This is a genomic window from Streptomyces sp. NPDC001020, from assembly GCF_053599115.1.
Map to the genome: position 1 here is coordinate 50,304 of NZ_JBSFLQ010000029.1, position 15,383 is coordinate 65,686.

Below are 15,383 nucleotides of genomic sequence, written 5' to 3' on the forward strand. Positions count from 1 at the left end.
ACTGCCGTACGAACAACTCTACTTGACGGCACCGGCCATGACGCCCGACACGAACTGCCGCTGGAAGGCGAAGAAGACGGCCAGCGGGATCACCATCGAGATGAACGCGCCCGGCGCCAGCACGTCGATGTTGTTGCCGAACTGACGTACCTGGGTCTGCAGCGCCACCGTGATCGGTTGCGTGCCCGACTTGGTGAACACCAGGGCGACAAGCATGTCGTTCCACACCCACAGGAACTGGAAGATGCCGAGGCTCGCGATCGCGGGACCGCCGAGCGGCATCACGACCCGGGTGAACAGCCGCAGTTCGCCCGCGCCGTCGAGGCGGGCCGCCTCCAGCAGTTCCCTGGGGATCTCCGCGAAGAAGTTGCGCAGCAGGAACACCGCGAAAGGAAGCCCGAAGCCCGTGTGGAACAGGACCACTCCGAAGACCGTGCCGAACAGCCCGATCTTCCCGAACAGCTCGGCGATCGGGATCAGCGCCACCTGTACGGGCACCACCAGCAGGCCGACCACCGCCAGGAACCACCAGTCACGGCCCGGGAACTCCATCCACGCGAAGGCGTAGCCCGCGAGGGAGCCGACCACCACCACCAGCAGGGTCGCGGGGACGGTGATCAGGATCGTGTTCATCAGGGAGTTGGTGATGTCGCTGTTCTCCAGCAGCTTCTGGTAGCTCTCGAAGGTCAGTTGAGAGGGCTTGCTGAAGACCGTCCACCAGCCGGAGGCGCTCATGTCGGACGGTTTGCGCAGCGAGGCCAGCAGCAGGCCGATCGTCGGCACCAGCCAGAACAGGCCGACCAGAATGAGGAAGACGCGCAGCACCCCGCCGCTGACGCCTTCTGCGAGCCGCGCGCCGAGGGACCGCTTCGCCTTGACGACGGTGACCGGCGCCGCCTTCGGAACCCTTCCGGCATGCGCCGTCATCGCCGCACCTCCCGCCGCAACCTACGGATGTTGAACAGCATCACCGGGATGACGAGCAGCAGCAGGAACACCGCGATCGCGCTCGCGATGCCCGGCTGGTCCTCCGCGAAGCCCTTGCGGTACAGCTCCAGGGCCAGCACGTTCGCGTCGTGCTGGGACGAGCCCGGCGGGATGATGAAGACCAGGTCGAAGATCTTCAGCACATTGATCATCAGCGTGACGACGACGACCGCGAGCACGGGCGCCAGCAGGGGCACCGTGACCCGGCGGAACACCTGCCACTCGTTCGCGCCGTCGACCCGCGCCGCCTCCAGCAGCTCCCGCGGCATACCCGCGAGCCCCGCCCCGATCAGCACCATCGCGAAACCGGCCCACATCCATACGTACGAACCGATGACGGCGGGGGTCACGAGGGCGGGGCCGAGCCACTCGACGCCGTTGTACGGCTCCTTGAAGTTGCTTGCCGGGAGCCGCAGTCGCGCCCCGTCCGCGGCGGCCGGCAGCGTGAACGTGCCGTCGGCGGCGGCCTTGGTGGACGCGACCACCGTGCCGCCCTTCACCGCCTCGATCCGCATGCCCCCGTAGCCCAGCTCGGAGGAGTCCACCGCGCCCAGCTTCCCGACGCCCTTGCCGCGGGTGAAGTCCTGCCAGGTCGTGCCGGTGATCTTCCCGGGTTCCGGCTTCGCTTGTACGGCCCCTTTCGCGTTCTTGGGCATCTTGTCGGGGGCGACGCCCACGAGCGGGAGCGTGACCGACTGGCCGGTGTGCACGGTCGTGCGGGTGATGAAGCCGCCCTGATCGGTTTCCAGGGGCGACCGGCGGCCCGGGTGCGCCTTCGGGAACGCCGACGACTCGGCGAACGTGTCGTGGACGCCCACCCACACCGCGTTGAGGACGCCCTTGTCCGGGTCCGCGTCGTACACCAGCCGGAAGATGATCCCCGCGGCGAGCATCGAGATCGCCATCGGCATGAAGACGACCAGCTTGAACGCCGTTCCCCAGCGCACCCGTTCGGTGAGCACCGCGAAGATCAGGCCGAGTGCGGTCGAGACGGCGGGCGCGAACACCACCCAGATGACGTTGTTCTTCAGGGCGGTGCGGATGTTGCCGTCCGTGAACAGGGCCTTGTAGTTGTCGAATCCGGTGAAGGAGTCGCCGGACCGGTCGAGGAAGCTGCGGATCAGCGAGTACCCGATCGGGTAGACCACGAGCGCGCCGAGCAGCACCAGGGCGGGCAGCAGGAAGAGGGCTGCCACGGTCTTGCGGGTGCCGGTCACGCTCTTGCGCGTACGGGCCTCGGGCGCCTTTGCGGAGCCCGAGGCCGTGACCGACGTCATCGTCGGCTCACTCCGTCTGCGGTCATTCCCGGCTCAGTTCCCGTACGCCTTCGCCGCGTCCGCCTCCAGCTTCGCCTGGGTGCCCGCGATGTCCTTCGGGTTCCTCAGGAAGTCCTGGAGGTCCTTCCACTCGCCCTTGCCGGGTGTGCCGCCGAAGGCCTGCGGGGCCTGGTCGGACATGTCGAAGCGGAAGCTGTCACCGGCCGCGATCAGGGACTGGGCCATCGTCCGCTGGACCGCGTTCGGATACGCGGACATCGCGACCGACTTGTTGGGCGAGAGGAAGCCGCCGAGCTTGGCCTGGATGGTCGCCGCGTCCGGCGAGGCCAGGAAGGTGGCCAGCGCCTGTGCCGCCTTGGAGTCCTTGAGGACGACGGCCGCATCGCCGCCGGTGACCACCGGGGGCTGACCGCCCACGGCCGGGAAGGGGAACACCTTCGCGTCCGTGCCGACCTTCGCCTTGGTCTCGCCGATGTTGACCTGTGCGAAGTCGCCCTCGTAGACCATGCCGGCCTTCGGCTGGTCGCCACCGGTGAAGGTCTGGGTGACCGAGGCCGGGAACTCGGTCTGGAGAGCTCCCTTGGCGCCACCCGCGAGGTAGTCCTTCTTGCCCCAGACCTGCGCGAGCGTGGTGAGCGCCGCCTTCACGGACGGGTCCGTCCACTTGATCTTGTGCTGGGCGAGTTGGTCGTACTTCTCCGGGCCGGCCTGGGAGAGGTAGACGTTCTCGAACCAGTCGGTGAGGGTCCAGCCGTCGGCGCCGCCGACCGAGAAGGGGGTGACACCGGAGTCGTAGACGGCCTGGGCGGTCGTCATCAGCTCCTGCCAGGTCTTCGGCTCCTTGGCACCCGCGCCCTCGAAGACCTTCGCGTTGTACCAGACCAGGGACTTGTTGGCGGCCTTGTAGTAGATGCCGTACCGCTTGCCGTTGACCGAGCCGATGTCCTGCCAGCCCTGCGAGTAGTTCTTGGCCAGTTCCGCCTGCGCCTCGGAGCCGAGGGGCTTGGCCCATCCCCGCTCGACGGCCTGCTTGATGGCACCGGGCTGCGGGAGCAGCGCGACGTCCGGTGGCTGCCCGCCGGCGATCTTCGAACCGAGGAAGTTGATGATCGGGTCCTGGGCGGGCACATAGGTGACCTTGGCACCGGTGCGCTTCTCGAACTCGGCGAGCACCTTCTTGAAGTTTGCCTGCTCGCCACCGGTCCAGACGGCGGCGATCTCCAGGCTCTGGCCCTTCAGTCGGGGGAGCGTGACCGCGCCGCTGCTCTCCTTGCCACCACCACTGCTGATGCTGCTTGGCTTGTTGCTGACGTCCTTGTCGTTGTCGCTGCTGCAGCCGGCGAGCGCGAGCGCCCCGGCGATCACGGTTGCCGCCGCGGCCTGTGCGGCCCGGCGGGTTCTGTGCGGGGGGTGCTTCGGAGACCTGCGTGTACGAAGAGTGCTGTGCATCACTGCCCCGTTCTTCGTTCCTCGTCGAACGTCGAGCGCTGTTCCGTGCGCACTGGTTCTACGCGCGGTCGTTCGGGGCGGCAAGAGCGCCTGCACTGTAAACCGGGCGATCGTGACCGCGTCGTGACGTGTGATCGGCGGTGAGGCTTTCCCACTCGGCACAGGTCGGACAAACGGCACCTGCCTCAGAGCAGCGAAGGCACCTCGGTCGCCGACACCGACCGCGCCGCCCGCTCCAGCGCGCTCGCCAGCAGGGCCAGGTCCGTCGGCCCGTTGCCCAGTTCGCGCACCGGACGCCGGTCCGGCGGGTCGCCCATGCGGTGCCACTCCAGGGGGACGACCGTCGGGCGCAGCGTCGCCGTCCGTGGGATGCGCCCCGTGATCCGACCGCCCTGGAAGGGCGTCACCCTGCCGTCCGGCCGTGTCAACTGCCCGCGTCCGGGAGCCGGTTCGTCCGCCCCCGAGGTCGCCTCCTCCAGGGTGATCCGCAGTGGGGCCACGCGGGCGGGCTCCCACTCCGCCGTCCGTCCGCCCGGCCCCGTGGCGGCGACGAGGTGCACCCCGAGCCGGTCCCCGTCCCGGGCCACCGCCTCCAGTGCCCGTACGACCGATCCGGCCGCCGGCCGGCCCGGTGAACCCAGCGCCGGAGACAGCAGCGCGTCCAGGTCGTCGACCAGTACGACCAGCCGTGCCAGCGGCGGCCGCGCCTCCGTCCGCCGCCGCGTCGCCGCCGGCCGCAGCCGCAGCGTCGCGCTCGGCGGGCTGTCGAGGTCGCCCGAGGCCGTGCTTCCGGCCCGCTGCGGCGTGATGCGGCCCGGAGTCTCCCGCTGCGCGTGCCACTCGGTGAACCCGAGCCGCCCCAGCAACTCGGCCCGCCGCTTCAGCTCGGCGCTGAGCGACTGTGCGAACTCCCGCATGCGCACTGGGTCGTTGGCGGCCAGGTGCGTGGTGACATGCGGCAGGTCCGTACAGACCCGCAGGCCGTCCCCGCCGGCGTTGCCGTTCGCCCCGCAGTCGAGGCCGTCGACGAGCAAGATCGTCAGCCGGTCCGGGCGCTCGGCCGCCGCGAGCGACGCGGCGATCGAACGCAGTAGTTCCGTACGCCCGCTGCCGGGCGGGCCCTGTATCAGCAGATGCGGCCCCTCGGCGGCCAGGTCGACCCCCACCGGACCGCGTGGCCCGGCGCCGAGCACCGCCCCCGCGCGCCCGCCGGGCGCCTGCGCGTCGTCCGCCGCGTCCGCCCAACGCGCCATCAGGGACGCCGGGGTGGCCCGTGCCAGACCCAACTCGTCCAGCAGCCGGGCCGCCTGGGGCAACGGCGCCGATACGCGCGCGTGCCGGTCCCCGCTGCCGTCGGTCCGCAGGGGGGCGAGCGCCCGGGCGAACCGCTGCGCCCATGCCGGGGACACCGCGTCTATGGCGGCGAGCACCCCGTGCCCCACGGGACCGGGGTGTCCGTGCTCGGCGGCCGCGCCTGCCCCGGTCGCGACCCGCAGCAGCCGCAGTGCCGTAGCCACGTCGCCGCTCAGCAGTGCGACGGCGCCGCACTCCCGGAACGCGGGCGAGGCCGCGCACGCCGCCTCGTACGTCTCCGTCACCGGAGACGCGGGCGAGGCGGACGGCGTCTCGGCCAGGCAGAGGACATGGATCCCGGCCCGCGCCCCCTCGCGTGCCAGCCGCACCACGGCCTCGCGCACATCGGCACCGCCGGGGTCCCCGTCCACGACCACCACGGTGTACGGGCCCGGGAAGGCACCGGACGCGCGGCCGTCGGGATCCGCCGTGGAGCGGTCCGGGGCGGCCGAGTCGTCCGCGCCCCGAGGGCCGTCCAGGCCCGTGCGATGGTCCTCCAGGCGGCGCAGCAGTTCGTCCGTGCGGGCCGCCGCCTGGTCGCGGTCGTACGCCAGCAGGAGCCGGCAGTCCTGGCCGTGGGTCGGGCGCAGGTGAGGCAGCCAGCCGAGCCAGGACCACTCGGCGGTGCGCTCCTCTCGCGTGCGCGAGCGATCCGTGCTGATCAGGACCAGCTCCAGCATGTCGGGGGAGTGCAGCGCGGCGAGCTGTGCCACCACCGCGCGTGCCAGCCCCGTCAACTGCGTGCGGGGCCCGGCGAGGCCGAGCGCACCCGCCTCGCGCAGCCCCGCGGTCACGGGGACGGCGGGCAGCAGCCCCGAACCGTCCGGCGCCGTCCGGTCGGCTGTGCCCAGCCGCACCGTGAGCGCCTCCGGGTGGCCGGGGCCGCGCTCCCAGAGCCTGGGGCCCGGGCCGAGGACGGCCAGCAGCAGTGCCGCCGGGTCCGGCCACTTCTCCGGCCCGCGGGCGGCGCCGGGCGTGGCCCGCGGCACGTCCCCGTTCTCGTCGTATCCGCCCCGTGCTCCGCTGGGTTCGCCGCGGCCCCCGGCCAGCCGCCGGGCCCACGCGGTGAGGCCGCCACGCCTGCGCACCCCCGGCGGCACGTCCGTCCCGCGCGGCGGGGTGCCCTTGCGCGTGCCCGCGCCGGTCACGTCCTCGGATGCCGTGCCCCGGCTCTCGTCCCGTACGCCAGGTGCAGGGACGGGTGGCTCCACGAGCCCGTGCTCCTGCGCCCCCGGGGTGATTCCGCCGGAGGCTCCCCAGGCGGTGACGCCGAAGCCGTGCTGTGTGGCCGCCGAGGGGCCGCCGGCCGCGTGGGCGTGGTCGCCGTCCAGGGAGGGAACACTGGCCCCGTGTACGCCTCCCACGGGACTGTCGTCGGGGGAGGGGTGCCCTGTCCGTCCGGTACCGGTGTGGCCGTCCGCCCTGGGTGCCCCGGCCGTGGCGGAGCCCGGCCCGTCCCCGCGTGCGTGGGCCACGGCCGCGGTCGTCTCCGGCCGTGCGGAAGCGTCGGAGTCGCTCGGCGCCTCCTCACCGAGGACCCGCACATGCCCCTCGCCGTCCGGCGCCGTCCGTACCGACCGCATGCCGCCGGGCGGGGCCAGCCGCAGGGCCGACTCGCCGAGGCGCAGCAGGACCCCAGGGGTGAAGCGCACCGGGCGGTCGGTCACGCGTATGCCATCGAGCTGTGTGCCGTTCGTGGAGCCCAGGTCGGCGACCGAGACGCGGCCGTCGGCAGTGACCGTGACCGCGCAGTGCAGCCGGGAGACGTCCGGGTCGTCGAGCGGGACGTCCGCGTCGGCGGAGCGGCCGATGCGGATCACGCCGCCGTGCAGCAGGTGGACGCCACCCGCGTCCGGGCCCGCGACCACGTGGAGCTGGGCCGCGTCCTCGTCCGGCTCGGGGCCGGGCTCGGCCGGGGCGCCCAGGGTCAGTACCGCACCGTCCAGCAGCGGCGGCTCACCCAGCGTGCAGCGCTGTGCGTCCAGCCGTTCCGTGCCCGCGAACAGCACCACCGGGCCTCCCCCCGGTTCGCGGCCTCGCTCGAGCGGGGAGCCCCCACCGCCGCCGACCGCCGAGGCAAGCCCCGACGCCACCGCGGCCAGCGCGGTCCCGGCGGGCGCGGTGACCAGCACGTCGCAGCTCGCCGCGTGCGCCCGGGACACCGGGGGCGGGCCCAGCGGGTCTACGACGGTCAGCCGGATCTGCATCGCCGTCAGCGGTCCCTTCTGCGCGGGCGCGCGCACGGGGACGGGGGCCGCGCCCGCGGTCCCCCACCGCGGACTCCCCCCACCGCACACGAGCACATCGGCCAGTACGGGATGCATCCTCGCACCTGCCACCGACAACCCGCCCGTCGCCCACCGGCAAATGATCTTGATTGGTCGGCTCTGCCCGCAAAAATGCCCGGCCGGTGCCCGGGGGGTGCCCTCTTGGGATCGCTCACGGCGAGATCATTCGCGCGCCGACCGGGCAACCAAGTGCGCCGAAGAAGACGTCTTTCCGTCGAACGCGTACGCGGGAATGACGTGCGTGGACCACAGGCCGTCGGCAGCCCGGTGCCAGGTGCCGCGGCACTACAGTGGGTCGGAACACCCGTTGCCGGGTGGACGGGATCAGACACGCAAGCAGCAGGGAGCGCATGACGTGCGGCCGGTAGGCAGCAAGTACCTGCTCGAGGAGCCGCTCGGACGCGGCGCCACGGGCACCGTCTGGCGAGCCCGCCAGAGGGAGGCCGCGGGCGCCGAGGCGGCCGTCGCCGGCGAGCCCGGCGAGACCGTGGCGATCAAGGTCCTCAAAGAGGAGCTGGCGAACGACGCGGACATCGTGATGCGGTTCATGCGGGAGCGGTCCGTCCTGCTCCGCCTGACCCATCCGAACATCGTGCGGGTGCGGGACCTGGTGGTCGAGGGCGATCTGCTGGCGCTGGTCATGGACCTTGTCGACGGCCCCGACCTGCACCGCTACCTCCGTGAGAACGGCCCCTTCACGCCCGTCGCGGCCGCCCTGCTCACCGCGCAGATCGCCGACGCGCTGGCCGCGAGTCACACCGACGGCGTCGTACACCGCGACCTGAAGCCCGCCAACGTCCTGCTCATGCAGAACGACGGCGAGATGCACCCGATGCTGACCGACTTCGGCATCGCCCGACTGGCCGACTCACCGGGCCTCACCCGCCAGCACGAGTTCGTGGGCACGCCCGCCTATGTCGCCCCGGAGTCCGCCGAGGGCCGTCCGCAGACCTCCGCCGTCGACGTCTACGGCGCGGGCATCCTGCTGTACGAGCTGGTCACCGGGCGTCCGCCGTTCGCCGGCGAGTCGGCCCTCGAGGTGCTCCACCAGCACCTGAGCGCCGAGCCGCGCCGTCCGTCCACGGTCCCCGAGCCGCTGTGGACGGTTATAGAGGGGTGCCTGCGCAAGAACCCCGCCGAGCGGCCCAGCGCCGAGAACCTGGCGCGTGCGCTGCGGGTGGTCGCCGAGGGCGTCGGCGTGCATGCGAACCCCGCGCAGATCGCCGCCGCGGAGGGCGTGGCCGCGCTGCTCGCGCCGGATCCGGACCCGGCCACGGTCCCCGGTTCCCCCGACGCCGAGCCCACGCAGGTGCTGCCGCAGGGGGCGGCCTCGTACGACCCGAACGGGGCGACCAGCGTCCTGCCGCACACCTCGGCGGGTCCCACGGGCGCGGCGGACCCCACCACCGTCCTGCCGAGCACCGGCGCGGCCGACCCCACCACCGTCCTGCCGAGCACCGGCGCGGCCGACCCGACGGCCGTCATGCCGCCGATGCCACAGGGGCAGCCGGACGGGCAGCCCCAGCAGGAGGGACCGCACCCCTGGCAGAACCAGTTGCGCGCGGCCCGGGACCGCAACGAACAGACGCAGGTCCAGTCGTACCTCGACCCCGGCGAGGACCCGCTGCGGCGCCGCCCGCAGCGGCAGGTCGCCCGCCCGCAGCAGCAGCGTCCGCAGCCCCGGCAGCAACAGCCTCAGCAGTACGCGCCCCAGCCTCAGCAGTACGCGCCCCAGCCTCAGCAGTACGCGCCTCAGCGCCAGCAGTACGCTCCCGCCCCGCAGCGGCCCCAGCAGCCGGCCCCGCGTCCGGCGCGCGAGCCCAGGCCGCCGCGGCAGCGCAGCGCCAATCCGATGAAGATCCCGGGACTCGGCTGCCTGAAGGGGTGCCTGTTCACGATCGTCATCCTGTTCGTCGCCGGGTGGCTGGTCTGGGAGTTCAGCCCGCTTCAGGGCTGGATCGGCACGTCGAAGTCCTACTGGCACCAGCTCAGCGACTGGTTCTCCACCGTGACCGGGTGGCTCCGGGACCTGGGCGGCTCCTGAGCCGCGGAGCGTGCTCGCCGTGACCCAAGAACGCTCTGAGCTTGGGGATTTGTCGACATCCGCAGGGTGATTTCCGCCTCCGCGGTGAAGGTTGGGGCTCCGGACGCGTAGTTTTGTCGACCGGGGGCCGGAGTTCACGGCGTCAGCCGCCGAGGGTACGGCCCCTGTTGCAACGGCGCAGCGTCGGCACCACGCGTCCCCAGTAGGAGCAGTCTTGGCACGGAAGATCGGCAGCCGGTACACAGCGAACCAGATCCTGGGGCGGGGGAGCGCCGGCACGGTGTGGCTGGGCGAGGGGCCGGAGGGGCCCGTCGCCATCAAGCTGCTGCGTGAGGACCTCGCATCCGACCAGGAGCTCGTGGGCCGCTTCGTCCAGGAGCGCACGGCGCTGCTGGGGCTCGACCACCCGAACGTGGTGTCGGTACGGGACCTGGTGGTCGACGGGAACGACCTGGCCCTGGTCATGGACCTGGTCCGGGGCACGGATCTACGCACCCGGCTGGAGCGCGAGCGGCGACTGGCGCCCGAGGCGGCGGTGGCGATCGTGGCGGACGTGGCGGACGGGCTGGCGGCGGCGCACGCGGCCGGGGTCGTGCATCGCGATGTGAAGCCGGAGAACGTGCTCCTCGACATGCAGGGGCCGCTGGGTCCGGGCGGCGCGCACCCGGCGCTGCTGACGGACTTCGGTGTGGCGAAGCTCATCGACTCGCCCCGGCGGACCAAGACGACGAAGATCATCGGCACCCCGGACTACCTGGCCCCGGAGATCGTGGAGGGCCTGCCGCCGAGGGCGGCGGTGGACATCTACGCGCTGGCGACGGTCCTGTACGAGCTGCTGGCGGGCTTCACACCGTTCGGCGGCGGGCACCCGGGCGCGGTACTGCGCCGCCATGTCACGGAGACCGTGGTCCCGCTCCCCGGCATCCCGGAGGAGCTGTGGCAGCTGCTCGTGCAGTGCCTGGCGAAGGCGCCGGCGTCGCGGCTGCGGGCGTCGGAGCTGGCGTCGCGGCTGCGGGAGCAGCTGCCGATACTGGCGGGGATGCCGCCGCTGGATGTGGACGAGCCGGACGCGGCGCCGGAGGAGGAGCCCTACGAGTCGGCCGTACCGGGGGAGCCGGAGGCGGAGCGGGTGCGCCGGGGGGCGGTGCCGCTGGTGCCCGGGGCGAAAACGGACTCCAACCGGGACACGCACACGTCGATGCGAGTGCCCGGGCCGGACGAGCTGGCCGGCGGCGCCCGCGGCACGGCCCGTGCGCCCCGGGCCGCGGGCGCCCCGCGCCCCGGCTCGGCTCGCCACCGGCTACAGGCCCGCCGCCGCCGGATCGCGTTGGGCGCGGCGGCGGTGGCACTGCTGGCGGCGCTCGGCGTGGGCGGCTGGCTGGCGGCGTCCGGCGACGACGGTGAGCAGCCGCCCGCCACCCGGAACTCGGCCCCCGCGTCCCCCTGAGTCCGGCCCGGCGCCCCTCTGCCAGGGCCGGGCCCGGCGACATCCCACCGCCGGGCACCCTCTGTAACCGACGGTTACCCGGCATGGGCTCTCCGGTGGAGCCGTTACGCTGGATGCGTGGCAGTCGTCGATGTATCCGAAGAGCTCAAGTCCCTCTCCTCGACCATGGAGTCGATCGAGGCCGTTCTGGACCTCGACAAGATGAGGGCAGACATCGCCGTGCTCGAGGAGCAGGCGGCCGCGCCGTCCCTCTGGGACAACCCGGACGAGGCGCAGAAGATCACCAGCAAGCTCTCCCACCTCCAGGCCGAGGTGCGGAAGGCCGAGGCCCTGCGCGGCCGGATCGACGACCTCGGTGTGCTCTTCGAGCTCGCCGAGGCCGAGGACGACCCGGACACCCGCACCGAGGCCGAGGCGGAGCTGGTCGAGGTGAGGAAGCTGCTGGACGAGATGGAGGTCCGCACGCTCCTGTCCGGCGAGTACGACGCCCGTGAGGCGCTCGTCAACATCCGTGCCGAGGCCGGCGGCGTCGACGCCGCGGACTTCGCCGAGAAGCTCCAGCGCATGTATCTGCGCTGGGCCGAGCAGCACGGCTACAAGACCGAGGTCTACGAGACGTCGTACGCCGAAGAGGCGGGCATCAAGTCCACGACCTTCGCGGTCCAGGCGCCCTACGCCTACGGCACCCTCTCCGTCGAGCAGGGCACCCACCGGCTCGTCCGTATCTCCCCGTACGACAACCAGGGGCGGCGCCAGACCTCCTTCGCCGGGGTCGAGGTCCTTCCCGTCGTAGAGCAGTCCGACCACGTCGACATCGACGAGTCCGACATCCGGGTCGACGTGTTCCGCTCCTCCGGCCCCGGCGGCCAGGGCGTCAACACGACCGACTCCGCGGTGCGGATCACCCACTTCCCCACCGGCATCGTCGTCACCTGCCAGAACGAGCGGTCCCAGATCCAGAACAGGGCCAGCGCGATGAACGTCCTCCAGGCCAAGCTCCTGGAGCGGCGTCGGCAGGAGGAGCAGGCCAAGATGAACGCCCTGAAGGGTGACGGCGGCAACTCCTGGGGCAACCAGATGCGTTCGTATGTCCTGCACCCCTACCAGTTGGTCAAGGACCTGCGGACCGAGTACGAAGTCGGCAACCCCGAGGCCGTGTTCAACGGTGAGATCGACGGCTTCGTCGAGGCCGGAATTCGCTGGCGCAAGCAGCAGGAGAAGTAACACCGGTGGGCCGGCCGCGGCGTCGCCGCCGGAACACGGTGCTTTGTCGACAAGGCAACTACCCCTCGCTCGGGGGTAGTTGCCTTGCTTGTCGTTGGGTGTCTGGGTTTTACATCACACTCACGCACCAGCTCCTGCCTCAAATGATCATTTACGGGACATCGCGCCCGCAACGTCCTTGACGCTGCTGTGAAAAGTCGGAAGGGTAAAGCGCGGCATGCGCATCTCTGGGGTGCATGTGAACCGGGGGGTCCGAGCACAGCCGCCCCCGACGCCGCGGCCCCGGGCGCTGCTCCATTGACGATCAGCTACTGGGGGTAGCAGGCAGATGACCAAGAAGACGCGGATCCGTATCGCGCGGATCGCCGCCGGTGCGGTGATCGCCGCCGGTGCTTCGCTGACTGCCGCGGGTGCCGCCTCGGCGCTCGACATCACTGTCGGCGCGCACGCCGACAAGGACGGCGTGGGTATCGGCGCGGGCGAAGGCGAGGGCGAGGGAACGCCAGACCCTGAGCCCACCGAGAGCGAGACCGGCATCCCGACGACCGAGCCGACCGAGCCGACGACGGAGCCGACTCAGCCGACGACGGAGCCGACTCAGCCGACGACGGAGCCGACCGAGCCGACGACGGAGCCGACTCAGCCGACGGCGGAGCCGACCGACGATGGCGGCAACGGCAACGGCAACGGGAACGGGAACGGCAACGGGAACGGGAACGGCAACGGGAACGGGAACGGCAACGGCAACGGAAACGGGAACGGCAACGGAAACGGCCAGGGCAACGGCAACGGCGACAACACCAACCCGGACGGCGGCAACAGCCCGGTCCAGCAGGGCAAGGGCTCCTCGGGCCTGACCGACACCGGTGCGGGCAACGGCAACTCCGACCCCTCCGCCCAGGGCGAGGGCGGCAAGGAACTGGCCGAGACCGGTGCCGGACAGACCGCGTTCCTGCTGATCGGTGCCGCCACGATGATCGCCGGCGGTATCGGCTTCCGGGTGCTGCCGCGCCTGGCGAACGGCCGCGGCGGGGCCGCTGCCTGAACCACAGGCATGACAAGCACGTGAGAAGGGCCCGGGGCGGATGCCCCGGGCCCTTCCCGTACGTCTTCTGCGTCCTCCGCGGCGGCCCCGGCGTCCTACGCTGTCTGGTGCGCCAGCAGCGCCACCGCCGCGATCAGCACGGCCACAAGCACGATCAGTGCCGTCGGGTTCAGCCCTGACCAGGGGCTTTCCTGCTGGAGTCGCTCCCGGCTGGCGCGACAGACGGGGCAGCGGCCCTCATTTACGGGCGCCGCGCAGTTCGCGCACACCAATCGGTCGTACGTCATGCGCCTCGCCCTCCTCATACCACTTCCACCCACACAACGTTTCCGGGAACGCAACCGTTCCCCACCCCACTGTGCCAGGTTCCGCGAGTCGCTGCGCGGGCTCGGCGGGCCAAAGGCTCCGGGAGGGGCGGTCCGGTGCGCTCGCAAGGCAAATCGGTGCAACGCGACGGCCCGCGCTTCTTTCCGAGACGCACCCCCCGCTGGGTACAAAAACGCACAACTCCTGCGCAACCCCGACTGGCGACTGCGCTCCCGCACCCGCTTCGCGTATGGTCACGCACACCTACCCCCAACGGCCCGTGGTGCATCCGTGATCCGATTCGACAATGTCTCCAAGGTCTACCCCAAACAGAGCCGCCCTGCCCTCAGGGAGGTCTCCCTCGAAGTGGAGAAGGGCGAGTTCGTCTTCCTCGTGGGGTCCTCCGGCTCCGGAAAGTCCACCTTCCTGCGGCTGATACTCCGCGAGGAGCGCGCCAGTCATGGCCAGGTGCACGTTCTGGGTAAGGACCTCGCCCGTATCTCCAACTGGAAGGTGCCGCACATGCGCCGCCAGCTGGGGACCGTGTTCCAGGACTTCCGTCTCCTGCCGAACAAGACGGTCGCCGAGAACGTGGCCTTCGCACAGGAGGTCATCGGCAAGTCCCGCGGTGAGATCCGCAAGTCCGTGCCCCAGGTGCTCGACCTCGTCGGGCTCGGCGGCAAGGAGGACCGCAGACCCGGCGAGCTGTCCGGTGGTGAACAGCAGCGCGTCGCCATCGCGCGGGCCTTCGTCAACCGGCCCAAGCTGCTGATCGCCGACGAGCCCACCGGTAACCTCGACCCGCAGACCTCGGTCGGCATCATGAAGCTGCTCGACCGGATCAACCGGACGGGCACGACCGTGGTGATGGCGACCCACGACCAGAACATCGTGGACCAGATGCGCAAGCGCGTCATCGAGCTGGAGAAGGGCCGCCTCGTCCGTGACCAGGCGCGCGGCGTCTACGGCTACCAGCACTGAATTCCACGGAAAGGCTTGAACAGACGCCATGCGCGCGCAGTTCGTTCTGTCGGAGATCGGTGTCGGTCTCCGCCGCAATCTGACGATGACCTTCGCCGTCATCGTCTCGGTGGCCCTCTCCCTCGCCCTGTTCGGTGGTTCGCTCCTGATGAGCGACCAGGTGAACCAGATGAAGGGCTACTGGTACGACAAGGTCAACGTCTCGATCTTCCTCTGCAACAAGAGCGACGCCGAGTCCGACCCCAACTGCGCCAAGGGCGCGGTCACTGAGGAGCAGAAGAAGCAGATCCAGGACGACCTGGGCAAGATGTCGGTCGTCGACAAGGTGACCTACGAGTCCCAGGACGACGCCTACAAGCACTACAAGCAGCAGTTCGGCGACTCCCCGCTGGCCAGTTCGCTCACCCCGGACCAGATGCAGGAGTCGTACCGCATCAAACTGAAGGACCCGGAGAAGTACCAGGTCGTCGCGACAGCCTTCAACGGCCGTGGCGGCGTGCAGTCCGTGCAGGACCAGAAGGGCATCCTCGACAACCTCTTCGGACTGCTCAACGGCATGAACTGGGCCGCCCGCGCGGTCATGGCGATGATGCTGGTCGTGGCACTGATGCTGATCGTCAACACGGTGCGCGTCTCGGCGTTCAGCCGTCGTCGTGAGACTGGCATCATGCGCCTCGTCGGTGCGTCCGGCTTCTACATCCAGGCGCCGTTCATCATGGAGGCCGCGGTCGCCGGCCTCATCGGCGGCATGGTGGCCTGCGGATTCCTGCTGATCACGCGGTACTTCATCATCGACCACGGCCTGGACCTGTCCCATAAGCTGAACTTGATCAACTTCATCGGCTGGGACGCCGTCCTGACGAAGCTGCCGCTCATACTCGCCACGAGCCTGCTGATGCCGGCACTGGCCGCGTTCTTCGCATTGCGCAAGTACCTGAAGGTGTGACGCATGCCAACAGGGCCGGACGGGCAACAGCCCGTC

11 protein-coding genes are annotated in these 15,383 nt (G+C 71.1%); 6 read left to right on the plus strand and 5 right to left on the minus strand.

Annotated elements, in window-relative coordinates:
* Positions 1-18: 18 nt before the first annotated feature.
* The 4 genes from ACWDEX_RS25400 to ACWDEX_RS25415 all read right to left on the minus strand — a co-directional run bounded on the left by ACWDEX_RS25400 (position 19) and on the right by ACWDEX_RS25415 (position 7,273).
* Positions 19-927 carry a carbohydrate ABC transporter permease gene (locus tag ACWDEX_RS25400; protein ID WP_450466260.1) on the minus strand — a complete coding sequence of 303 codons (909 nt, stop codon included), beginning with the start codon at positions 925-927 and terminating at the stop codon, positions 19-21.
* Positions 924-2,264: a carbohydrate ABC transporter permease gene (locus ACWDEX_RS25405; RefSeq protein WP_450466262.1), complete on the minus strand. Its 1,341-nt coding sequence runs from the start codon at positions 2,262-2,264 to the stop codon at positions 924-926. Before ACWDEX_RS25405 ends, ACWDEX_RS25400 begins: the two co-directional genes overlap by 4 nt.
* 33 nt (positions 2,265-2,297) lie before the next feature.
* On the minus strand, positions 2,298-3,713 hold the full coding sequence (locus tag ACWDEX_RS25410) for an ABC transporter substrate-binding protein (protein WP_450466264.1): 1,416 nt from the start codon (positions 3,711-3,713) through the stop codon (positions 2,298-2,300).
* Between the two features lie 185 nt (positions 3,714-3,898).
* The gene (locus tag ACWDEX_RS25415) at positions 3,899-7,273 is read right to left on the minus strand and encodes an FtsK/SpoIIIE domain-containing protein (RefSeq protein WP_450466322.1); all 3,375 of its coding nucleotides are present in this window, start codon (positions 7,271-7,273) and stop codon (positions 3,899-3,901) included.
* 436 nt (positions 7,274-7,709) lie between these two features.
* Between ACWDEX_RS25415 and ACWDEX_RS25420 the strand changes: the two genes are divergently transcribed.
* From ACWDEX_RS25420 to ACWDEX_RS25435, 4 genes are all read left to right on the plus strand, one after another.
* On the plus strand, positions 7,710-9,398 hold the full coding sequence (locus ACWDEX_RS25420) for a protein kinase domain-containing protein (RefSeq protein ID WP_450466266.1): 1,689 nt from the start codon (positions 7,710-7,712) through the stop codon (positions 9,396-9,398).
* 214 nt (positions 9,399-9,612) lie between these two features.
* Positions 9,613-10,845, plus strand: coding sequence for a serine/threonine-protein kinase (locus ACWDEX_RS25425; protein WP_450466267.1), 1,233 nt, complete (start codon positions 9,613-9,615; stop codon positions 10,843-10,845).
* 117 nt (positions 10,846-10,962) lie between these two features.
* Positions 10,963-12,069 carry a peptide chain release factor 2 gene (gene prfB, locus ACWDEX_RS25430; RefSeq protein ID WP_450466268.1) on the plus strand — a complete coding sequence of 369 codons (1,107 nt, stop codon included), beginning with the start codon at positions 10,963-10,965 and terminating at the stop codon, positions 12,067-12,069.
* A gap of 328 nt (positions 12,070-12,397) precedes the next feature.
* Positions 12,398-13,114: a hypothetical protein gene (locus tag ACWDEX_RS25435; protein ID WP_450466269.1), complete on the plus strand. Its 717-nt coding sequence runs from the start codon at positions 12,398-12,400 to the stop codon at positions 13,112-13,114.
* 95 nt (positions 13,115-13,209) lie between these two features.
* Here ACWDEX_RS25435 and ACWDEX_RS25440 read toward each other — a convergent pair whose 3' ends face one another.
* Positions 13,210-13,401, minus strand: a complete 192-nt coding sequence (locus ACWDEX_RS25440; RefSeq protein ID WP_450466271.1) for a hypothetical protein — start codon at positions 13,399-13,401, stop codon at positions 13,210-13,212.
* A 310-nt stretch (positions 13,402-13,711) separates the two neighbouring features.
* Here ACWDEX_RS25440 and ftsE point away from each other — a divergent pair, with 310 nt between their 5' ends.
* On the plus strand, positions 13,712-14,401 hold the full coding sequence (ftsE, locus tag ACWDEX_RS25445; protein WP_450466272.1) for a cell division ATP-binding protein FtsE: 690 nt from the start codon (positions 13,712-13,714) through the stop codon (positions 14,399-14,401).
* A gap of 28 nt (positions 14,402-14,429) precedes the next feature.
* The gene (gene ftsX, locus ACWDEX_RS25450) at positions 14,430-15,347 is read left to right on the plus strand and encodes a permease-like cell division protein FtsX (protein WP_450466274.1); all 918 of its coding nucleotides are present in this window, start codon (positions 14,430-14,432) and stop codon (positions 15,345-15,347) included.
* Positions 15,348-15,383: the final 36 nt, after the last annotated feature.